We start from the raw sequence: 21,886 nt of genomic DNA, 5'->3' as shown, positions 1-21,886 counted from the left end.
AAGTTGCCGGGCGACCCGCCCGGCGCCCACCGCGGGCTTGGGTACCGCAACAGCAAAAAGGCGCTCGTGCGCCTTTTTTGCTTTTTGCGTTAAATTACTTCAGGCGCGCTGTCAGCGCGCAGCGCGCGTTCCCAATCCGCTCCATCGCCATGCAGAAGCCGCCGAAGATTCCGGAATCCGTACTTGTCGTCATCCACACGCCGCAACTGGACGTCCTGATCATCGAACGCACAGACCGGCCTGGCTTCTGGCAGTCGGTCACGGGCTCCAAAGATCGGCCCGACGAGCCGTTCGTCGCGACCGCCATGCGCGAGGTGGGCGAAGAAACCGGCATTATCGTCGGCGAGGGCGGCGTGCCCGAAGCGGCGCTGCTCGACTGGCGTCACGAGATCGAGTACGAAATCTATCCTGTCTGGCGCCATCGCTACGCGCCGGGCGTCACGCGCAACACCGAGCACTGGTTCAGCCTGGAGGTGCCCCAGGGCACGGCCGTCACGCTCGCGCCGCGCGAGCATACGGCTCATTTGTGGCTGCCTTACGAGGAAGCTGCAGCGAAATGTTTCTCGTGGTCGAATCGCGAGGCGATCCTGCAGTTGCCCGAGCGGCTGCGCAGCGCCCGCGGGTGAGGGGAAGATGAGCGAGACGAGTTCCGCCCCCGGCATCGAATCGCAGCGTATCGTGAGGCTGCGCGAGGCGCTGCTGGGCCGCCGCTATCGCTCGCGCTACCGCTTCACGAGCGGCAACGACATACGCTTGTTCGGCTCGGGCGCCGAACTCTTCACCGCGATGATCGCGCGCATCGACGCCGCCACGCGCGACGTCGCGCTCGAAACCTACATTTTCTGCGACGACGAGATCGGCCGCGCGCTCTCCGATGCGCTCCTGCGAGCGGTGGGCCGCGGCGTGCGCGTGCGCGTCATCACCGACGGCATCGGCTCGCCGCGCATCGCGCTCTTCGAAACCTGGCCGGGGGCGGGCGTCGAGCATCGTGTCTACAACCCTCACATCTTTGGCCGCTTCGGCTTTTCGCGCACGCACCGCAAGCTCGCCGTGATCGACGACCAGTTCGCGTATTGCGGCGGCATCAACGTGATCGACGATATCGAGCAGGACGGCCGCAAGCTGCCGTATCCGCGCTGGGATTTTGCCGTCGAGCTGCATGGCCCCGTGGTCGTGGACGTGCGCCTCGCGATCGAGCAGCAGTGGCGGCGCATCCGGCTCGGCTACCGGCCGCCGCTGCCTGCGCCGCTCTCGCCGGGCGTGCCCGCGAGCGCGGGATTCATGTCGCCGCATCCTACCGGTCATACGGTGGGCCGCCCCACGCAGATCATCGACGACGCACTGCGCGCGCTCGAACCCGCCGTGCGTTCCTCGCGAGCGGCGCGTTTCTTCGTACGTTTGCGCGAGCGCCTGCGCGCGAGCGTGCGCGACCCGCGCACGGCGCACGTGCCCTGCGTTGCCTTCGTCGCGCGAGACAACGTGGTGAACCGGCGCGCCATCGAAAAGGCCTACCTCGACGCCATCGCCGAGGCGCGCAAGGAAGTGCTGCTCGCCAATCCCTACTTCATGCCGGGACGGCGTCTGCGCCGCGCGCTCGTTTGCGCCGCACAGCGCGGCGTCGCGGTCAGGCTTCTGGTCGGACGAAAGGAATTCAAGGTGCTCGACTACGGCGTGCCTTTCCTTTACGACCAGTTGCTCAGCGCCGGCGTGCAGATTGCGGAATACGAAAAGACGATGCTCCACGGCAAGGTGGCCGTCGTCGATTCGCGCTGGGCGACCGTGGGCTCCTCGAACCTCGACGCGCTCAGCCTCGTGCTCAACAACGAAGCGAACGTGCTGCTCGTGCAGCATCGGCAGATCCAGCAGCTTCGCGACGCGATTCTCGCGGCGTTCGGCGAGTCGGTGCAGATCGACCGCGCGCGCCACGACGCGCGGCCGTGGCACGTGCGCGCAGGGAACTGGTTCGCATGGGCGTTTTATCGCGCGGTCATGAAGCTCATTACCGTGGGTGGCTACGACTAGCCATTCGAATGAAGCCACTCGAACGAAAAGACACGGAGACGAGGCGCGCGCGAGCGCCTGCCATACGAATCACCGAGCGTGCAATCGAGAGAATGTCGGCTTGCGCGCGGTGCCCGAAGCCCGAAAATTAGAGGATCGGTTAGAAATCGGTTTCTAATAAAGTCCTTGTTTCGCGGACGGCTGTCCTCAACAATAGTACGGCCGTTCGATTTAATTCAGGCCCTGATGCGAGCAGTTGACTGGTAGTTGACGGCGACATCGCGGCCACATCGTTACGGTAAAAAAAGCTATGCGAAAAGGCGAACAGACACGAGCCGCCATTCTGGATGCGGCACTCGACCTCGCGGGACGCGATGGACTGGAAGGACTGACCATCGGTCTGCTCGCCGAGCGCATGCAGATGAGCAAGAGTGGCGTTTTCGCCCACTTCGGGTCTCGGGAAGACCTGCAGGTCGAGGTGGTGCGCGAGTACCACCGTCGATTCGAGGAAGAAGTCTTCTTTCCGAGCTTGCGAGAGCCGCGGGGTTTGCCGCGTCTGCGTGCGATGCTCTCGCGATGGATCGAGAAGCGCATTCACGAAGTCATGACCGGCTGCATCTACATCAGCGGCGCGGTCGAGTACGACGACCGCGCGGACAGCCAGGTGCGCGAAACGCTGGTGGCAAGCGTGTCGATGTGGCGTGCGGCGCTCCTGAGGGCCATTTCGCAGGCAATCGAGGAAGGGCATCTGCGCAAGGACACCGATCCTGCGCTCATGCTCTTCGAGCTCTATAGCATTACGCTCGGTCTGCATCATGACGGCCGCTTCCTGCATCTGCCGGACGCTGTCGACCATACGTGGGCCGCGTTCGAGAAGCTGATCGTTTCGTATCAGAGCGAGACCCGGTAGCGCCCGGCCGCACGACCCACGCGGCGGCGCGCGAGGGAGCCGAAGCTCAAATTTTGGAGAGAAGACATGGGACAGTACACCGCGCCGCTGCGCGACATGCAGTTCGTGCTGCACGAACTGCTGAACGTGGAAGGCGAAGTGAAGCAGATGCCGAAGCACGCCGACCTCGACGCCGACACCATCAACCAGGTGCTCGAGGAAGCCGGCAAGTTCTGCTCTGAGGTGCTGTTTCCGCTGAATCAGGTCGGCGACCGCGAGGGCTGCACGTACGCCGGCGACGGCGTGGTCACCACGCCGGCCGGCTTCAAGGAAGCGTACCGGCAATACGTCGAGGCGGGCTGGCCCGCGCTCGGCTGCGATCCCGAATACGGCGGCCAGGGCCTGCCCGCGTTCGTGAACAACGCGCTCTACGAAATGCTGAATTCGGCGAACCAGGCGTGGACCATGTACCCCGGTCTTTCGCACGGCGCCTACGAGTGCCTGCATGCGCACGGCACGCCCGAACTCCAGAAGACCTATCTGCCGAAGCTCGTCGAAGGCGTGTGGACGGGCACCATGTGCCTGACCGAGCCGCACTGCGGCACGGACCTCGGCATCCTGCGCACGAAGGCCGAGCCGAACGCGGACGGCTCGTACGCGATCACCGGCACGAAGATCTTCATCTCGAGCGGCGAGCACGACATGTCGGCCAACATCGTCCATCTCGTGCTCGCGCGCCTGCCGGACGCGCCGCCGGGCACGCGGGGCATCTCGCTCTTCGTCGTGCCGAAGTTCATCCCCACGGCGGCGGGCGAAGCGGGCGAGCGCAACGGCATCAAGTGCGGGTCGATCGAGCACAAGATGGGCATTCACGGCAACGCGACCTGCGTGATGAATCTCGACGGCGCGCAGGGCTGGCTCGTCGGCGAACCGAACAAGGGCTTGAACGCCATGTTCGTGATGATGAACGCCGCGCGCCTGGGCGTCGGGATGCAGGGCCTCGGCCTCACCGAAGTCGCGTACCAGAACGCGCTTGCGTATGCGAAGGAGCGTCTGCAGATGCGCTCGCTGACCGGCCCGAAGGCGCCGGACAAGCCCGCCGACCCGATCATCGTCCACCCCGACGTGCGCCGGATGCTGCTCACGCAGAAGGCCTGGGCCGAAGGCGCCCGCGCGTTCACCTACTGGGCCGCGCTGCAGATCGACAAGGAGCTGTCGCACGTCGACGAAAGCGCGCGCAAGGAAGCCGCCGATCTCGTGGCGCTGCTCACGCCGATCATCAAGGCGTTCCTCACCGACAACGCATTCGAGAGCACCAACCTCGGTATGCAGGTGTTCGGCGGCCACGGCTTCATCTCCGAGTGGGGCATGGAGCAGTACGTGCGCGACGCACGCATCAACCAGATCTACGAAGGCACGAACACGATCCAGTCGCTCGACCTGCTGGGCCGCAAGGTGCTCGGCGACATGGGCGCGAAGCTCAAGAAGTTCGGCAAGCTCGTGACGGAATTCGTCGAGAGCGAAGGCGTCAAGCCGGAGATGCAGGAGTTCGTGAACCCGCTCGCCGACATCGGCGACAAGGTGCAGAAGCTCACGATGGAAATCGGCATGAAGGCCATGCAGAACCCCGACGAAGTCGGCGCGGCCGCGGTGCCGTACCTGCGCACGGCCGGCCATCTCGTGTTCGCGTACTTCTGGGCGCGCATGGCGCGCATCGCGCTCGACAAGGAAGCGTCGGGCGATCCGTTCTACAAGTCGAAGCTGGCCACGGCGCGTTTCTATTTCGCGAAGCTGCTGCCCGAAACGGCGACCTCGATCCGCCAGGCGCGCGCGGGCTCGAAGACGCTGATGGAAGTCGACGAAGCGCTGTTCTAGGCGTCCACGCGGCGCGCCTTCAGGTGCTTGATGCGCGCGCCGCGCCGGTTCATCGAATGCCCGAAGGCGGCGCGCCAAACCGGCAACACGCCGGTGTGCGCCGCCCACACTCCCCAATCCGCTCGACATTGCATATCCGCTGGAGGAACAACGTGAGCAATCTCATTATTCGCAAGGTGGCCGTGCTCGGCGCCGGCGTGATGGGCGCGCAGATCGCGGCGCATCTCATCAACGCGCGCGTGCCCGTGCTGCTGTTCGATCTGCCCGCGAAGGAAGGCCCGAAGAACGCCATCGCGCTGAAGGCGGTCGAGAACCTGAAGAAGCTCTCGCCCGCGCCGTTCGGCGTGAAGGACGACGCGCAATACATCACGCCGGCGAACTACGAAGACGACATCGCGAAGCTCGCCGAATGCGACGTGGTGATCGAGGCGATCGCCGAGCGCATGGACTGGAAGCACGACCTCTACAAGAAGGTCGCGCCGCACCTCGGCCCGAACGCGATCTTCGCGAGCAACACCTCGGGCCTGTCGATCACCGAACTCTCGCAAGGCTTCGACGACGCGTTGAAGGCGCGCTTCTGCGGCGTGCACTTCTTCAACCCGCCGCGCTACATGCACCTCGTGGAGCTGATCCCGACCGCGCACACGAAGCCCGACATCCTCGACCAGCTCGAAACGTTCCTCACGAGCGTGGTGGGCAAGGGCGTCGTGCGCGCGAAGGACACGCCGAACTTCATCGCGAACCGCGTGGGCGTGTTCTCGATCCTCGCGGTGATCGCCGAGGCGAAGCGGTTCGGTCTGCGCTTCGACGAAGTCGACGACCTGACGGGCGCGCGCCTCGGCCGCGCGAAGTCGGCGACGTTCCGCACCGCCGACGTCGTGGGCCTCGACACGATGGCGCACGTCATCAAGACGATGCAGGACAACCTGAAGGACGATCCGTTCTTCCCGGTCTACGAGACGCCCGCCGTGCTCGCGGGCCTCGTGGCGAAGGGCGCGCTCGGCCAGAAGACGGGCGCGGGCTTCTATCGCAAGGAAGGCCGGGCGATCAAGGTGCTCGACGCGAACACGGGCGAGTACGTCGACGGCGGCGGCAAGGCCGACGAACTCGTGGGCCGCATCCTCAAGCGTGCGCCTGCGGAGCGCCTGAAGCTGCTGCGCGAAACGCAGCACCCGCAGGCGCAGTTCCTGTGGTCGATTTTCCGCGACGTGTTCCATTACATCGGCGTGCATCTGCAGTCGATCGCCGACAACGCGCGCGACGTCGATCTCGCGATCCGCTGGGGCTTCGGCTGGAACGAAGGCCCGTTCGAAGGCTGGCAGGCCGCCGGCTGGAAGCAGGTCGCCGAATGGGTGAAGGAAGACATCGACGCCGGCAAGGCGCTTTCGAACGCGCCGTTGCCCGCGTGGGTGTTCGAAGGCCCGGTTGCGGAGAACGGCGGCGTGCACGGCGGGGAAGGCTCGTGGTCGCCCGCCGGAGCGCGCTTCGCGCCGCGCTCGAATCTGCCGGTGTACGAGCGCCAGGTGTTTCGCGCGGCGCTGTTCGGCGAAACGAACGCGCGCGATCCGAAGACCTTCGGCAAGACGCTGTTCGAGAACGAGCACCTGCGCGCCTGGACCGACGACCGCGCGGGCGAGGACGACGTCGTCATCGTTTCGTACAAGAGCAAGATGAACACGATGGGGCCGGGCGTGCTCGATTCGCTCGTGAAGGCCATCGAGATCGCGGAGGCGGGCTACAAGGGCGTCGTGATCTGGCAGCCGACGTCGCTCAGGCTCGGCACGCCGGGCGGCCCGTTCTCGGCCGGCGCGAACCTCGAAGAGGCGATGCCCGCGTTCATGATGGGCGGCGCGAAGGGCATCGAGCCGTTCGTGAAGAAGTTCCAGGACACGATGCTGCGCGTGAAGTACGCGAACGTGCCGGTGGTCGCGGCAGTGTCGGGCATCGCGCTCGGCGGCGGCTGCGAAATCATGCTGCATAGCGCGAAGCGGGTGGCGCACGTCGAGAGCTACGTGGGTCTCGTGGAAGTGGGGGTGGGCCTCGTGCCGGCCGGCGGCGGCCTGAAGGAAGCGGCGATTCGCGCGGCCGAAGGCGCCCAGGCGATCGGCGCGGCGCCGGGCGATCTCCTGCGCTTCCTGCAGAAGTCGTTCGAAAACGCCGCGACGGCCAGGGTTTCGGGCTCGGCGCACGAGGCGCGCGCGATGGGCTATCTGAAGCCCTCGGACACGATCGTCTTTAACGTGTTCGAACTGCTCGACACCGCGAAGCAGGAAGCGCGTGCGCTCGCCGCGGCGGGCTACCGTCCGCCGCTGCGGGCGACGCAGATTCCGGTGGCGGGCCGCTCGGCGATCTCGACCATCAAGGCGTCGCTCGTCAACCTGCGCGACGGCCGTTTCATCAGCGATCACGACTTCCTGATTGCGAGCCGCATCGCGGAAGCCGTGTGCGGCGGCGACGTCGAGGCGGGCAGCACGGTCGACGAGGCATGGCTGCTCAAGCTCGAACGCCGCGCCTTCGTCGATCTGCTCGGCACGCAGAAGACGCAGGAACGCATCATGGGCATGTTGCAAACCGGCAAGCCGGTGCGCAATTGAGCGGCCCGACGCACACCAGATACGGGAGCAAGAGATGAGCAAACAGTTGCAGGACGCCTACATCGTCGCCGCGAGCCGCACGCCCATCGGCAAGGCGCCGCGCGGCGTGTTCAGGAACACCCGACCGGACGAGCTGCTCGTGCACGCGATCCGGTCGGCCGTGGCGCAGGTGCCCGGCCTCGATACCAGCGTGATCGAAGACGCCATCGTCGGCTGCGCGATTCCCGAGGCCGAGCAGGGCCTGAACGTGGCGCGCATCGGCGCGCTGCTGGCGGGGCTGCCGCAAAGCGTGGGCGGCGTGACGGTCAACCGCTTCTGCGCGTCGGGCCTCACGGCGCTCGCCATGGCCGCCGACCGCATCCGCGTGGGCGAATCCGACGCGATGATCGCGGGCGGCTGCGAGTCGATGAGCATGGTGCCGATGATGGGCAACAAGCCGTCGCTCTCGCCGCACATCTTCGATCGCGGTGAAGACGTCGGCATTGCCTACGGCATGGGCCTGACCGCCGAGAAGGTCGCGGAGCGCTGGAAGGTGAGCCGCGAGGCGCAGGACGCGTTCTCGGTCGAATCGCATCGCCGCGCGCTCGCCGCGCAGCAGGCGGGCGAGTTCAGGGACGAGATCGCGCCGTACACGCTCGTCGAGCGTTTCCCCGATCTCGCCTCGGGCGAAGTGACGGTGAAGGAGCGCACGATCGAACTCGACGAAGGCCCGCGCGCGGATACCACGCTCGAAGGTCTCGCGAAGCTGCGCCCCGTGTTCGCCAGCAAGGGCTCGGTGACGGCCGGCAACAGCTCGCAGACTTCGGACGGCGCGGGCGCGCTGATCGTGGTCTCCGAGAAGGTGCTCAAGCAGTTCAACCTGACGCCGCTCGCGCGTTTCGTGAGTTTCGCGGTGCGCGGCGTGCCGCCGGAGATCATGGGCATCGGGCCGAAGGAAGCGATCCCGGCGGCGCTCAAGGCCGCCGGCCTCAAGCAGGACGACCTCGACTGGATCGAGCTGAACGAGGCGTTCGCCGCGCAGTCGCTGGCGGTGATCCAGGACTTGGGCCTCGATCCGTCGAAGATCAACCCGCTCGGCGGCGCGATCGCGCTGGGCCACCCGCTCGGCGCAACGGGCGCGATCCGCGCCTCGACGGTCGTGCACGGCCTGCGCCGCCGCAACTACCGGTACGGCATGGTGACGATGTGCGTCGGCACCGGCATGGGCGCGGCGGGCATCATCGAGCGGCTGTAAGCGGCCTCGGCTGGCGCACAGGCGTTATCGGCACGGTTCGCAGACCTCGCGGTTTGCGGACCGTTTTTCGTATCGGATTGGATCTGAGGAGACAAGCCAATGAGCAACGAGATCCTCGTCGCGCGCGACAACGGCGTGCTGACGATCACCATCGACCGCCCCGCGCGCAAGAACGCGCTCACGCCCGCGATGTACGAGGCGATGGTCGGCGCGCTCGCCGCAGCGCACGAGGACGCGTCCGTGCGTGCCGTGCTGTTGCGCGGGCACGCCGAAATTTTCACGGCGGGCAACGACATCGAAGACTTCCTGAAGACGCCGCCCACGAGCGGCGATTCGCCCGTGATGCGCTTTCTCGACGCCATCTCGAGCTTCGAGAAGCCGCTCGTCGCGGCGGTGAAGGGGCCGGCGATCGGCGTGGGCACGACGCTGCTGCTGCATTGCGACATCGTCTATGCCGCCGACGACGCGCGCTTCGCCGTGCCGTTCGCGCAACTGGGCCTGTGCCCCGAGGCGGCTTCGTCGCTGCTGCTGCCGCGCATTGCGGGCTATCAGGGCGCGGCGGAAAAGCTGCTGCTCGGCGAGACCTTCGACGCCGCGGAGGCCCATCGTCTCGGCTTCGTGAACCGCGTGCTGCCCGCCGCCGAGCTCGACGCGTTCGTTGCCGGGCAACTGGCGAAGCTCGTGGCGCTGCCCGCCTCGTCACTGCGCGTGACGAAGTCGCTCATGAAGCGCGCGAGCGCTCACGAAGTCAAGACGCGCATCAGCGATGAGTCGGTGCACTTCGGCAAGATGCTGCTCGCGCCTGAAGCGCGCGAGGCGTTCACGGCTTTCCTCGAAAAGCGCAAGCCGGATTTCCGGCAGTTCGACTAGGCCGCAGGCGGCGATTCAGGCCGTTTCGTAATCGACGTACCCGGACTCGCGGCAAAAGCTCACGAGCCGCAGTCCGGCGCGCTTCGCGATGGCGATGGCGAGCGAGGAGGGCGCCGAGATCGTCGCGACCATCGGAATACCCACGCGCGCGGCCTTGCGCACGAGTTCGTAGCTTGCGCGGCTGGAGAGGAAGACGAAGCCCTGCTGCGTGTCGGCGCGCGCGATCACGAGCTGGCCTATGAGCTTGTCGAGCGCGTTGTGGCGGCCCACGTCCTCGAAGGCGCGCAGGATCGCGCCGCTTTCGTCGCACCACGCGGCCGCGTGCAGGCCGCCCGTGAGCTGGGTGAGCGCCTGGTGCTGCGGCAGTTCGCGCGCGGCGCGCGCGATGGCCCCGGGCGCAAGGCGCGCGACGAAGCCCGTGTCGGGCACCCGTTCGGGTTCGAGATCGAGCAAGTCGATGCTCTCGATGCCGCACACGCCGCAACCGCTGCGTCCAGCGAGCGCGCGGCGCTTTTCCTTGAGTTCGACGAACGCCTGCTGCACCACCGTGAGGTGCACTTCGGCATGCGGCAGATCCGCCTCTTCGTGCCAGTAGACCTCGATATCCTGGATATCGGCGTTGCGCCCGACGATGCCTTCCGAGATCGCAAAGCCGACGGCGAACGCTTCGAGGTCGCGCGGCGTGCACATCATGACCGCGTGCGAGATGCCGTTGAAGACGAGCGCGACGGGCCATTCCTGGCCGACGTGGTCGTCGCGCGTTTGCACCTCGCCGTCGCGGTGCCGGTGCACGCGCAATTCAATGGCGCCCGGTTGTTCTTCGGTTTGCAGCGGATTCGTGGCGGAATTCGTCGTCGCGGTGTGCGGCCGGGTTGAGGTGTTCGAGCGGGTGTTCAAGCGTAAAGCTCCGTTGCCTTGTGCGGCGGGGCACCGCAGCGCCGCCGGGGGACGGCGGAGCCGCGCCGCGCGCGGAAGGTTCTAAAATACCTCAAGCGGGCCGCCTGCGCTCACGCCCGCTTCGCGAGGATACCGCCATGGCATTGAACGAAGCTCCGCTCCTTTTCCGGTTCGAGGTCGACTCGTCGGAGAACCTCACCTATATCCCGATGTGCGTGCGCTTCAACCTGGACCGTTTTGGTCTGCGTATTTCTCTCGCGCAATGGCAACTGCTGCCCTACGAGGACCGCCGGCTGCTGGCGTGTTTTCCCGTGGATGACGACACGCAGATCGAGCCCAATTTCGATCACGCGCTCTTCGAGATGATGCGCACGCATGCAAACGTCGAGCCCGAATGGTTCGCGCCCGACGAAGCGCCCGCCTGGCGCAACGTGAACGCGGTGCCGGGCGGCATCGCGCACCAGTCCGAGCTTGCCAACCTGCAGCCTCCCGGCCTCGAAGCCTGGGCGCAGCTCGATCCGTTCCAGCGTTACGTGCTTGCCAAGCTCGCGCGCAAGCCCGAGGGCAATCACGATTTCGCGCCCGCCATGCGCGAGTTCGGGCTGGCGGTGCCGCGCTGATGCCGGCTCGCTGATCCCGGCCCATTCCGGCCAATCCCCGCCCCATCCCCGCCTCATCCTCTTGGGCATAGGCCGCGCCTCTAGGGCGTGGGGTGCCGTCGTGCTTTTTTTTCAGCCACTTTCTGGGCACTCGTCCCTCAAGACGAGCACGGGCGTGCCGTTATTCCGGGTTGGCGCGTCAGGCGCCGACTGGTCGCGCGCAGTCAGTCGTGACCCCACATCCTGCGCTCACGGCGCGGGCGCGAACGACGCTCGGCATTCATGAACCTTCTTCTTTCGAAGCGCCAACTGATCAATCTGGCTGTCGTCGTGGCGGCCGTTGGGGCGAACGCATTTGTCGCGTGGACGCAGATCGACGGTCAGCGCGAGATCGATCGGCGCGCCGGCCAGGCCGCGCGGATCCGTCAAGATCTCGACCGCTATCGCGAAGCGCTCGGCAGCGGTGTGAGCGCGCTCGGCCGTCTCGCCGCGCAGGGGCAGCCCGAGTCGGCCGCCGCGCGCGAGGCGCGTGCCGCCACGCTCGACGAAACCGCCCGGGCGCTGCGCGCGGAGCTGGCCGGCAATGCCGACCTGGCAGCCAGTTTCGATGCAACCGCCGTGGAGGCCGCAGCCATTGGGCACGAGATCGACGCGACGCTTGCCAGCGCCCGGCAACGCATCGCCGACGAGCGTGCGCAGGCCGGCGAGGCGCCCGCTGCGCCGCAGTCCGACGAGTCCGACGAGTCCGTCGAGTCCGTCGAGTCCGACGCGGCGTCGCCGGCGAACGCGGCGCATGCCCCCGAGGCGAAACCGGCGGTCCGGCCGGTACTCGCGCGCCACGCGGCCGTTGTGGCGTCGGTTCAGCCGGGAAGCGCGGTGGAAGTCCATATGGCCGGACATGTGGTGACCGGCGCCATCATGCCGTCGCGCCCGGCATCTGCATCTGCATCTGCATCGGCATCGGCATCGGCATCGGCGGCGAGCGTCGTCGCGCCGGAATCGTCCGCGCAAGGCGCCGCGCTGCAAGTCGCGACGGCAATCGCCGTGCCGCCTGTCCCCGCTTCGCGGCCCATCGCGGTGGCGCCCGTCCCCGTGGGCGCGGCGCAGTCGCCCGAGACCGCGGCCTGGCTCGCGGGCGAATACATCCGCATCGACACGCGCGTGGACCGGCTCGCCGCGCGCCTCGCGGCGCTGCAACGCACGGAGGACCTCGCGCTTGCCGCCGCGCTCGCCGACTCGGCGCGCTCGGGGGGCCGCGCGTTGATGCTCCTGATCGTGACGGTGCTCGCGGGCGGCACGCTCCTCATCTACACGTTCGGCGCGCGCGAAAGCGCCGCCCGCGAAAAGCTGCGCGCGGTGAGCGGCATGCGTTTGCGCAGCGAGCGCTTCCAGGGGCTTTTCGACGCGCATCCGGTGCCCATGTACGTGTTCGACCGCGAGACGCTGCGCTTTCTCGCCGTGAATACCGCGGCGATCCAGCAGTACGGCTACAGCGAGGAAGAGTTCCTCGCCATGACGATCCGCGAGATCCGCCCGGGCGAGGACGTCGCGCGGCTCGAGCAGCATCTCTCGCGCTCGGACACGCGCACGCAGAACGTGCGCACGATGGCCGGCATCTGGCATCACCGCCGCCGCGACGGCTCGATCATCAGCGCGGACATTTCGCATCACTCGCTCACCTTCCTCGGGCGCGCCGCCGTGTTCGTGCTCGCCGACGACGTGACCGACCAGATCAAGGCCGAGGCGGAAGCGCAGCGCTCGAACCAGATGCTCGAGTCGGTGATCGACCACATTCCGCAGCGCATCTTCTGGAAGGACGCGCAGTCGCGCTACCTCGGCTGCAACATGACGTTCGCGCGCGACGCGGGCCTTTCGTACCCCGAGCAGATCATCGGCAAAACCGACGACGATCTGCCCTGGCGCGCCTATGCCGGCGCCATGCGCGAACAGGACCGCGAAGTGATCGACTCGGGCCTGCCGCGCATCAACGTGGAACAGGATCTGACGGTCGACGGCCTGCACCGCACCATGATGACGAGCAAGCTGCCGCTACTCGACGGCGACGGCTGCGTGATCGGCGTGCTCGGTTCGTATTCGGACACGACCGAAAGCAAGCGCGCCGACCTCGCGCTGCGCCTGCAAAGCCGCGCGCTCGACGCGTGCGTCAACGCCATTCTCATCACCGCGCCGGGGCCGGGCGGCAGCAACCTGATCGAGTACGCGAATCCGGCGTTCCGGCGCATCACGGGCTTCGATCCGGCCGAGGTGATCGGCCAGGACTGCCGTCTGCTCCAGCGCGACGACCGTGACCAGGACGGCCTCGTCGCGATCCGCAAGGCACTGCTCGTCAACCGCGAGGTGAGTGCCGTGCTGCGCAACTATCGCAAGGACGGCGAGCTCTTCTGGAACCAGTTGCTGATCGCGCCCGTGCCCGATTTCGACGGGCGCATCACGCATCACATCGGCATCATCAACGACGTGACCGAGCTGATCCGCTACCAGGAGCAGCTCGAATACCAGGCGAACTACGACAGCCTCACGCTGCTGCCCAACCGCAACCTGCTGCGCGACCGGCTGCAACATGCGCTCGTCGCGGCGCAGCGGCACGAAACCGGCGTGGCCGTGGTGTTCATCGACCTCGACGGCTTCAAGAACGTCAACGACAGCCTCGGCCACAGCGTGGGCGACCGGCTGCTGGGCGTGGTGGCCGAGCGGCTGTCGCGCTGCACGCGCACGACCGACACGGTCGCGCGCCACGGCGGCGACGAATTCGTGATCGTGCTCACCGACACGATCGACGAGAAGTCGCTGATCGGCTGGATGGAGCGGGCGCGCGCCATGATTTCGGAGCCGGTGTGGATCGACGGCACGGAGCTCTACGTGGGGTGCAGCATGGGCGCGAGCGTATACCCGCAAGACGGCAACGACGCGGAGACGCTGCTCAAGAAGGCCGACGTCGCGATGTATCGCGCGAAGGACATGGGCCGCAACACATTCCAGTTCTTCCAGCCCGAGATGAACGCGAACGTGGGCGCGCGCCTGAACCTCGAACGGCGCCTGCGCCGCGCGCTGCGCGACAGCGAGTTCCTGCTGCACTACCAGCCGCAGGTGGAGATCGAGGGCGGGCGCATCATCGGCATGGAGGCGCTTGTGCGCTGGCGCGATCCCGAGGCGGGACTCGTCTCGCCCTCGCAGTTCATCCCCGTGGCCGAGGAAAGCGGCCTGATCGGCCCGCTCTCCGACTGGGTGCTGCGCGAGGCGTGCCGGCAAAATCGCGAGTGGCAGCTAGCGGGGCTGCCGCCCGTGCGCGTTTCCGTGAACTTCTCGGCGAAGACGTTTCACCAGCGCGACATCGCGCAGCTCGTGAAGGACGTGCTGCAGGAAACCGGCCTCGACGCGTGCTGGCTCGAAATCGAACTCACCGAGAGCACGCTCATGCGCAACGCCGAAGAAGCGGTGTCGATGCTCAACGAGCTGCACGCGCTCGGCATCGGCATCGCCATCGACGACTTCGGCACCGGCTATTCGAGCCTGAGCTATCTGAAGCGGCTGCCCGTGGACCGGCTCAAGATCGACCGCTCGTTCGTGGCCGACATCGGCACGAGCAGCGACGACGAAACGATCACTGCGGCCATCATCGCGCTTGCCCACGAATTGCAGTTGCAGGTGATCGCGGAAGGGGTGGAGACGTCCGCGCAGTTCGGCTTCCTGCGCGAGCGCGCATGCGACGAACTGCAAGGCTACTTCTTCGCGCCGCCGCTGCCGGGCGACGAGGCGGCGGCGCTCCTGCGCGCGAGCGCTTCATACGAAGAAGCGCCCGGGGTGGCCTCGATGGTGTGAGCCGGTCGCGTGCGCCTTATCCGATTTGCGGCAGCGGGCGCGGGCGGCGGTCGGTGCCGGTCGCGACATAGGTGAGCGTTGCTTCGGTTACCTTGACGACTTCTTCCTGCAGGCGCATGCGCTGGGCGTACACCTCGACTTCGACGGTCACCGAGGTCGTGCCCGTCCTGATGATCTCGGCGTAAAAGCTCAGCAGGTCGCCCACGAACACCGGTTGCTTGAACACGAACGAATTCACCGCGACGGTCGCGACGCGGCCATTGGCGCGTCGGCTCGCCGGAATCGAGCCGGCAATGTCGACCTGCGCCATGATCCAGCCGCCGAAGACGTCGCCGTGGACGTTGGCGTCCGAGGGTTGCGGCACGACGCGCAGGGCGGGCGCTTTGGCGGGGAGCGGGAAGGAGTCGGTCATCGGGCTTCCATGAAAAGGGATCGAACGGCCAGAAGCGCGCAGCGCCGGGGGACGAGAGGACTCAGCGGCGCATGCCGCCTTCTGCGACAATACAGCGATCAGGAATTGTACGGGAAAGCGCCTGACGCGAAACCCGTCGCCGATCACCCCCACATGACCCGTCGTGCCGCATGCGCCGCGCCAGGCTCCGGTTTCGCACCGATCTTCGCTCGCCGCCTCGCGCACGTTTCTCGCCCATGCGCCGCTTTCCCGCTTCCAACGAACCCGCGCCGGCCGCCACCGGGCCGCGCAACGACTGGCAGACGATCGTTTCGCTGCTGCCTTACCTCACCGCCTACAAATGGCGCGTGGCGTTCGCGCTCACCTGCCTGATCGGCGCGAAGGTCGCCAACCTCGGCGTGCCGATCGTGATGAAGCACATCGTCGACGGCCTCGCCTCGGTACGCCATCTCACCGCGCTCGGACGCGCGGAGCACGCGCCCGGGATCGTGCTGGCGGGCGGCATCGGCTTGCTCGTGGTCGCCTACGCCGTCGTGCGCCTTTCCACGTCGCTCTTCACCGAGCTGCGCGAAATCCTGTTCTCGAAGGTGACGGAAAGCGCCGTGCGCCAACTCGCGCTCAAGGTCTTCCGCCATCTGCATGCGCTCTCGCTGCGCTTTCATCTCGAGCGCCAGACGGGCGGCATGTCGCGCGACATCGAGCGCGGCACGCGCGGCATCACGCAGCTCATTTCGTACTCGCTCTACAGCATCCTGCCGACGCTCGTCGAAGTGGGGCTCGTGCTCGGCTTCTTCGTGGTGAAGTACGAGGCTTACTACGCGATCGTCACGCTCATCGCGCTCGTCGCCTACATCGTGTTCACGGTGAAGGTGACCGAGTGGCGCACGCATTTCCGGCGCACGATGAACGAGCTCGACTCGCGCGCCAACGCGCGCGCGATCGATTCGCTCATCAACTACGAGACCGTGAAGTACTTCGGCAACGAAGAATGGGAGACGAAGCGCTACGACGAGAACCTGCGTCGCTACCGGCAGGCCGCGATCAAGTCGCAGCATTCGCTTTCCGCGCTCAACTTCGGTCAGCAGGCGATCATCGGCACGGGGCTCGTGTTCATTCTCTGGCGCGCGACGCAGGGCGTGATGGCGGGGCGGCTCACGCTTGGCGACCTCGTGCTCATCAACACGTTCATGCTGCAGCTCTACATTCCGCTCAATTTTCTCGGCGTGGTGTATCGGGAACTGAAGCAAAGCCTCACCGACATGGACCGCATGTTCACGCTGCTCACCGTCGAGCGCGAAGTCGCCGATGCGCCCGGCGCGCAGCCGCTCGCAGTGCGCGGCGCGGAGGTGCGCTTCTCGCACGTGAACTTCGCTTACGAGCCGTCACGCCAGATCCTGCACGACCTGAGCTTCACGATCGCGGCGGGCACGACCACGGCCGTGGTGGGGCACAGCGGCTCGGGCAAGTCCACGCTCGCGCGGTTGATGTTCCGTTTCTACGATCTCGATCGCGCGACCGGTGGGGCGATCACCATCGATGGCCAGGACATCCGCGACGTCACGCAGGATTCGCTGCGTGCCTCGATCGGCATCGTGCCGCAGGACACGGTGCTGTTCAACGACTCGATCTACTACAACATCGCCTATGGCCGGCCGACGGCGAGCCGCGAAGAGGTGATCGCGGCGGCGCGCGCAGCGCATATCCATGCGTTCATCGAGAGCCTGCCCAAGGGGTATGACACAACCGTGGGCGAGCGCGGTCTCAAACTCTCGGGCGGTGAAAAGCAGCGCGTGGCTATCGCGCGCACGCTGCTGAAGAACCCGCCGATCCTGCTCTTCGACGAGGCGACGTCGGCGCTCGACTCGCGCTCGGAGCGCGCCATTCAGCACGAGCTCGACCAGATCGCGCGCGAGCGCACGACGCTCGTGATCGCACACCGGCTTTCGACCGTGGTGCACGCGCAGCAGATCATCGTGATGGATCACGGGCGTATCGTCGAGCGCGGCACGCACGCCGGGCTGCTCGGCGCGGGCGGCCACTATGCGCAGATGTGGGCGCTTCAGCAGCAGAAGGCGAGCGAGGCGCCGCAGGTGGAGATGCCCGCGGCGGGCGGGCACTGAAGGACGCCGGCTTCGGCGTGCGGCGCGATTAGCTGTGCCGGGCGCGAGCGCGCAGCGCGGCGTCGAGCGCGTCGAGTTGGGCGGGCGTGCCGACGTTTTCCCACACGCCTTCATATAGCTCGCCGCTCGCGCGCCCCTGCGCGATCGCTTCGCGGTAATACGGCGTGAGCGCGCGTTTCGTGCCGGGCGCGAGATCGCGGAACATGCGCGTGTCGTAAAGGCCGATATTGCCGAAGGTGTAGCGCGGTGCGCCTTCGAGCGCGAGCGCGCCGTCCTCGTTCAGCGTGAAGTCGCCTTTCGGATGGAACGGCGGATTCGGCACCATCACGAGGTGCATGCCAGGTTCGGTCCGCGCTGCGAGCGCCTCGGCGCGCGCGCGCAGCCGCGCGAAATCGTAGGCGCTGTAGACGTCGCCGCTTACCGCGAGGAACACCTCGGACGCGCCGTCCGGCTCGATGAGCGGCAGCGCCTTTGCAATGCCGCCGGCTGTTTCGAGCGCGTCGATCTCGCGCGAATAGCGCAGCGTCACGCCAAAGCGCGCGCCGTCGCCGAGCGCGGCTTCGATCTGCGCGCCAAGCCATGCGTGGTTGATGACGATGTGCGCGTAGCCCGCCGCGGCGAGGCGCTCGATCTGCCACACGATGAGCGGCTTGCCGCCCACGGCGAGGAGCGGCTTCGGGCAGGTGTCGGTGAGCGGGCGCATGCGCTCGCCGCGCCCGGCGGCGAAGATCATCGCCGTGCGCCCGAAGCGTGCCGTCGCCGGCGCGTTGTTCGACTGGGTCATGGCGGCCCGCTTCAGAAGGTGTAGCCGACTTCGACGGCGCTGCCCTGCAGGTCGTCGAGGAGGCGCGCGAACGGCGCGAGCGGACGGTAGCGGCGCGCGACCTTGCTCGCGTAGCCGAGAAAGCGCGGCAGGTCGTCCATGTAATGCGGCTTGCCGTCGCGATAGTTGATGCGGCAGAAGAGGCCCAGCACCTTGATGTGGCGCTGCAGGCCCATCCATTCGAGCTGGCGGTAGAACTCGCCGAAATCCGCGTCGACGGGCAGGCCGGCCTTCTTCGCACGCTCCCAGTAGTACGCGAAGCAGTCGAGCTCGAACGTTTCGTCCCAGCTCAGGAACGCGTCGCGCAGCAGCGAGACGACGTCGTAGGTGATCGGCCCGTACACGGCGTCCTGGAAGTCGAGCACGCCGGGATTGGGCGTCGCGATCATCAGGTTGCGGGGCATGAAGTCGCGCAGCATGAAGGTTTGCGGCTGCGCGCGCGCGCTCGACACGAGCAGCGCGAAGGTGCGGTCGAGCACGCCGCGCGTGGCTTCGTCGACCTTGCGCCCCAGATGCCGCTCCAGATACCACTCGGGCATCAATTCCATCTCGCGGCGCATGAAGGCTTCGTCGAAGTCCGGCAGGACGCCTTCGCGCGAGCTCAACTGCCAGCGGATCAGGGCGTCGAGCGCGTCGCGCATCAGGTCGCGCGAGCGCTGGCCGGGGCCGGCTTCCTGCAGCGCCTTCAGATACGGCGCGGTGCCGAGGTCGGTCACGAGCATGAAGCCCGCGTCGAAATCGACTTCGAGCACGCGCGGCACGTGCACGCCGGCCGCTGCGAGCCGCTGCGCGACCTCGGCGAATTCGCGGCATTTTTCGGGCGGCGGGGCGTCGACGGCGATCAGCGTCGCGCCATGGGCGCCGGTGCTCGCCAGACGGAAATAGCGACGAAAGCTCGCGTCGGCGGAGGCCGGAGCGAGCGTTGCGAGGTCGAGGGCGTAGTGTCGGGCGTGACTGCCGAGCCAGGCGGCAAGCAGGTCGCGGCGGCTGTCGGCGGGGGAATGCGCGGCGGAAAAGGTCATGAAAGCCAGAGGCAAAATCAGTGGATCAACGTCTTGCCATATAATACCCCACGACTTTTTTGACGCGACTCGCGCCAAAGCCCGCATGACGGTTCACTCGCCGCATTCATCGCCGGTCCATCGCGCGGTGAATTGTAATTAATTGTGTGCAGCCCGGCCTCGACACGGTTTATCGGAGGCGGGTGCGCAGGCGGGCCACCATCAGGAGAGGGCAGGCGGCCGGGCCGATTCGCCAAAACCATACATGCCGCCCAGACAGTTTTTCCAGACGATCTCCAACAGTGACGACGGCGTGCCGGGCAAGCGGCGGCTCATCGCGGCACTCATGGCCGTACCGGGTCTGGTGCCCGTGCTCGCGCACGCCCAGCTTTCGGGCGCGGCCGCGCAGCCCCAGCCGCTCGACGGCGCCTGGAGCCTGCGGCTCGCGCCGCAACTCGAGGATCACCCAAGCGCGTCGGGCCAGCATCCGGCGACCTTCGTCCTCGGCGACTCGACCACCGGCACGGCGGATACCGACCTTGCGGTGAGAGGCGCGGCGGAGCTGCGCCAGGGTTCGAACGTGGTGAAGGGCGAGGCCCTGCACTACGACCAGGACACCGACATGGCCAATGCATACGGCAATGTCGTGGTTTCGCAGGGCGGCACGACCTTCGCGGGCCCCGAGGCGCATCTGAAGGTCGAGGCGAACGAAGGCTTCATGCCCGCGCCCAAATACCACTTTTCGATCACGGGCGGCTCGGGCAGCGCGGCGCGCGCCGACTTGCTGGACAACGAGCGCTCGGTGCTCACGAACGGCACCTACACCGCGTGCCAGTGCTCGACCAATCCGGCCTGGTACATCAAGGGCAGCGAGTTCGATTTCGACACCGGCAGCGACGAAGGCGTCGCGCACAACGCCGTCCTGTTCTTCCAGAACGTGCCGATCTTCGCGAGCCCGTGGCTGTCGTTCCCGCTTTCGGGCGACCGGCGCAGCGGACTCTTGCCGCCGACGTTCTCGATCAGCTCGACGAACGGCTACGAAGTCTCGCTGCCGTACTACTTCAACATCGCGCCGAACCGCGACTTCACGTTCACGCCCCAGATCATCTCGAAGCGGGGCGTGTTCCTGCAGGGCAACTACCGGTATCTCTCGACCAATTACTCGGGATCGATCACCGGGACGTTCCTGCCGGACGACGCGATCACGAAGACGAACCGCTACGCGCTGTTCATCCAGCACAACCAGAACTTCGGCAACGGGTTCGGCGGCTACGTCTACTACAACAAGGTCTCGGACAATACCTATCCGGAAGACCTGCAGTCGCCGGCCAACCAGTTCCTGAACGGCACGCAGATGCTGTATCAGCAGGAAGCCGGCCTCACGTACAACAACGGGCCGTGGTCCGTGCTGGGCCGCTGGCAGCACTGGCAGACGCTCGAGCCGTCCACGCCGCCGTACGGCCGCGAGCCGCAGTTGAACGTGAAGTACGCGAAGTACAACATCGGCGGCTTCGACTACGGCATGGAAGCCGACTACTCGCGCTTCCGCATTACGGAAGACAACGCGACCGAAGGCGACCGCGTCGTCTTCAATCCGTACCTGTCGTACTCGCTGATGGGGCCGGGTTACTTCGTCACGCCGAAGGTGCAGTGGCACTTCGCGTCGTACAACCTGAGCAACATCGGTTCCGACCCGAACAACTTCGGCTCGCCCGCCGGCACGCCGAAGAGCTTCACCGAATCGGTGCCGACCTTCAGCTTCGACACGGGGCTCGTGTTCGACCGCTCGGTGCACCTGTTCGGCAAGGACTACATCCAGACGCTGGAGCCGCGCCTGTACTACGTGTACACGCCGTACCGCAACCAGCAGTTCGCGCCCCTTTTCGATACGGCGGATTCGGACTTCGGCCTCGCGGAAATCTTCACGCCGAACACCTTCGTCGGCAACGACCGCATTGCCGACGCGAACCGCATCACGGCCGCGATCACCACGCGCTTCATCGACCCGGCCTCGGGCGACGAGCGCGCGCGCTTCGTGCTGGCGCAGCAGTACTACTTCCAGGACCAGCGCGTCACGCTCGCGCCGGGCGAGACCACGCAGCAGGCGACCCATTCGGACCTGATCGCGGGCGCATCGCTGAAAATCGGGGGCGGTTTCGCTTCGGAAACGGCGTTCCAATATAATGCCGACAATAACGCGCTCACCAAGGCGAGCATCGGTTTCGGGTACAGCCCGGGGCCGAGCCGCGTGCTGAACGTGGCCTACCGCTATACGCGAGCGAACACCACGCTCGACGACCAGCCGATCAACCAGGTCCTGATCTCGGCTCAATGGCCGTTCTCGCACCGGGTGTTCGCCGTGGGCCGCTTCAATTACGATCTGAACGGTCATCGGATCGTCGACGGCCTGGTCGGCATGCAGTACGACGCCGACTGCTGGGTGCTCGGCGTCGGGCTGCAGCGTTATGCGAACGGCGCGAACACCTCGGGCAACCCGACTTCGTCAACGCGCTTTCTCGCGCAGCTCACGCTCAAGGGACTGTCCAACGTCGACAACGGGCTGGTGGCGGCGTTCAGGGCGAGCGTGCAGGGCTACACGCAGTTGCCGGGGCAGGCGCCGCCGCCGTCGCGCTTCACTGATTATCAATAACGCGTGACCCGGCGCGCTTTTCTCGCGAAGGCGCCCGGGGCAACGCGGTGTCGGTTTGCATAGAGACGGGCGAAGCGTGCC

Annotated in this window: 15 protein-coding genes; 11 read left to right on the top strand and 4 right to left on the bottom strand. The window is 66.8% G+C overall.

Features of this window, described 5'->3' with window-relative positions; translation table 11 throughout:
* The first annotated feature begins 149 nt into the window (after nt 1–149).
* The 7 genes from nudB to BLU17_RS24235 all read left to right on the top strand — a co-directional run bounded on the left by nudB (nt 150) and on the right by BLU17_RS24235 (nt 9,463).
* A complete protein-coding gene (nudB, locus tag BLU17_RS24265; protein ID WP_092002538.1) occupies nt 150–626 on the top strand; it encodes a dihydroneopterin triphosphate diphosphatase in 477 nt (158 codons plus the stop codon).
* A gap of 7 nt (nt 627–633) precedes the next feature.
* Nucleotides 634–2,022 (top strand): cardiolipin synthase ClsB, encoded by a 1,389-nt coding sequence (gene clsB / locus BLU17_RS24260; RefSeq protein ID WP_092002487.1) that lies wholly within the window; start codon nt 634–636, stop codon nt 2,020–2,022.
* A 289-nt stretch (nt 2,023–2,311) separates the two neighbouring features.
* Nucleotides 2,312–2,911 carry a TetR/AcrR family transcriptional regulator gene (locus BLU17_RS24255; RefSeq protein ID WP_092002484.1) on the top strand — a complete coding sequence of 200 codons (600 nt, stop codon included), beginning with the start codon at nt 2,312–2,314 and terminating at the stop codon, nt 2,909–2,911.
* A 66-nt stretch (nt 2,912–2,977) separates the two neighbouring features.
* Nucleotides 2,978–4,765 carry an acyl-CoA dehydrogenase C-terminal domain-containing protein gene (locus tag BLU17_RS24250; RefSeq protein WP_092002482.1) on the top strand — a complete coding sequence of 596 codons (1,788 nt, stop codon included), beginning with the start codon at nt 2,978–2,980 and terminating at the stop codon, nt 4,763–4,765.
* A 152-nt stretch (nt 4,766–4,917) separates the two neighbouring features.
* Entirely contained in the window at nt 4,918–7,359 is a 2,442-nt protein-coding gene (locus BLU17_RS24245) for a 3-hydroxyacyl-CoA dehydrogenase/enoyl-CoA hydratase family protein (protein WP_092002480.1), read from the top strand.
* 34 nt (nt 7,360–7,393) lie between these two features.
* On the top strand, nt 7,394–8,593 hold the full coding sequence (locus BLU17_RS24240; protein ID WP_092002477.1) for an acetyl-CoA C-acyltransferase: 1,200 nt from the start codon (nt 7,394–7,396) through the stop codon (nt 8,591–8,593).
* A gap of 99 nt (nt 8,594–8,692) precedes the next feature.
* Complete coding sequence (locus BLU17_RS24235) at nt 8,693–9,463, top strand: enoyl-CoA hydratase (RefSeq protein ID WP_092002474.1); 771 nt, start codon at nt 8,693–8,695, stop codon at nt 9,461–9,463.
* Nucleotides 9,464–9,478: 15 nt separating this feature from the next.
* Here BLU17_RS24235 and fdhD read toward each other — a convergent pair whose 3' ends face one another.
* Nucleotides 9,479–10,294 carry a formate dehydrogenase accessory sulfurtransferase FdhD gene (gene fdhD, locus BLU17_RS24230; RefSeq protein ID WP_425434137.1) on the bottom strand — a complete coding sequence of 272 codons (816 nt, stop codon included), beginning with the start codon at nt 10,292–10,294 and terminating at the stop codon, nt 9,479–9,481.
* A 203-nt stretch (nt 10,295–10,497) separates the two neighbouring features.
* Here fdhD and BLU17_RS24225 point away from each other — a divergent pair, with 203 nt between their 5' ends.
* Nucleotides 10,498–10,980, top strand: coding sequence for a nitrate reductase associated protein (locus tag BLU17_RS24225; protein WP_092002468.1), 483 nt, complete (start codon nt 10,498–10,500; stop codon nt 10,978–10,980).
* A gap of 261 nt (nt 10,981–11,241) precedes the next feature.
* Nucleotides 11,242–14,799 (top strand): EAL domain-containing protein, encoded by a 3,558-nt coding sequence (locus BLU17_RS24220; RefSeq protein ID WP_245747006.1) that lies wholly within the window; start codon nt 11,242–11,244, stop codon nt 14,797–14,799.
* Nucleotides 14,800–14,815: 16 nt separating this feature from the next.
* On the opposite strand, the gene BLU17_RS24215 is transcribed toward BLU17_RS24220, so the two are convergent.
* Nucleotides 14,816–15,211: an acyl-CoA thioesterase gene (locus BLU17_RS24215; RefSeq protein ID WP_092002463.1), complete on the bottom strand. Its 396-nt coding sequence runs from the start codon at nt 15,209–15,211 to the stop codon at nt 14,816–14,818.
* A gap of 236 nt (nt 15,212–15,447) precedes the next feature.
* Between BLU17_RS24215 and BLU17_RS24210 the strand changes: the two genes are divergently transcribed.
* Nucleotides 15,448–17,331 (top strand): ABCB family ABC transporter ATP-binding protein/permease, encoded by a 1,884-nt coding sequence (locus BLU17_RS24210; protein WP_092002460.1) that lies wholly within the window; start codon nt 15,448–15,450, stop codon nt 17,329–17,331.
* 28 nt (nt 17,332–17,359) lie between these two features.
* Here BLU17_RS24210 and murU read toward each other — a convergent pair whose 3' ends face one another.
* Together murU and BLU17_RS24200 are read right to left on the bottom strand one after the other, a co-directional pair.
* Entirely contained in the window at nt 17,360–18,064 is a 705-nt protein-coding gene (gene murU, locus BLU17_RS24205; protein WP_092002534.1) for an N-acetylmuramate alpha-1-phosphate uridylyltransferase MurU, read from the bottom strand.
* A 62-nt stretch (nt 18,065–18,126) separates the two neighbouring features.
* Nucleotides 18,127–19,176: an aminoglycoside phosphotransferase family protein gene (locus tag BLU17_RS24200; RefSeq protein WP_092002457.1), complete on the bottom strand. Its 1,050-nt coding sequence runs from the start codon at nt 19,174–19,176 to the stop codon at nt 18,127–18,129.
* A gap of 244 nt (nt 19,177–19,420) precedes the next feature.
* Here BLU17_RS24200 and BLU17_RS24195 point away from each other — a divergent pair, with 244 nt between their 5' ends.
* Entirely contained in the window at nt 19,421–21,805 is a 2,385-nt protein-coding gene (locus tag BLU17_RS24195; RefSeq protein ID WP_092002454.1) for an LPS-assembly protein LptD, read from the top strand.
* Nucleotides 21,806–21,886: the final 81 nt, after the last annotated feature.

The organism is Paraburkholderia lycopersici, assembly GCF_900096975.1.
In the GTDB taxonomy this organism is placed as follows: domain Bacteria; phylum Pseudomonadota; class Gammaproteobacteria; order Burkholderiales; family Burkholderiaceae; genus Paraburkholderia; species Paraburkholderia lycopersici.
Note: the sequence above shows the minus strand (reverse complement) of the source record. Positions and strands in the feature narration are given on the sequence as shown.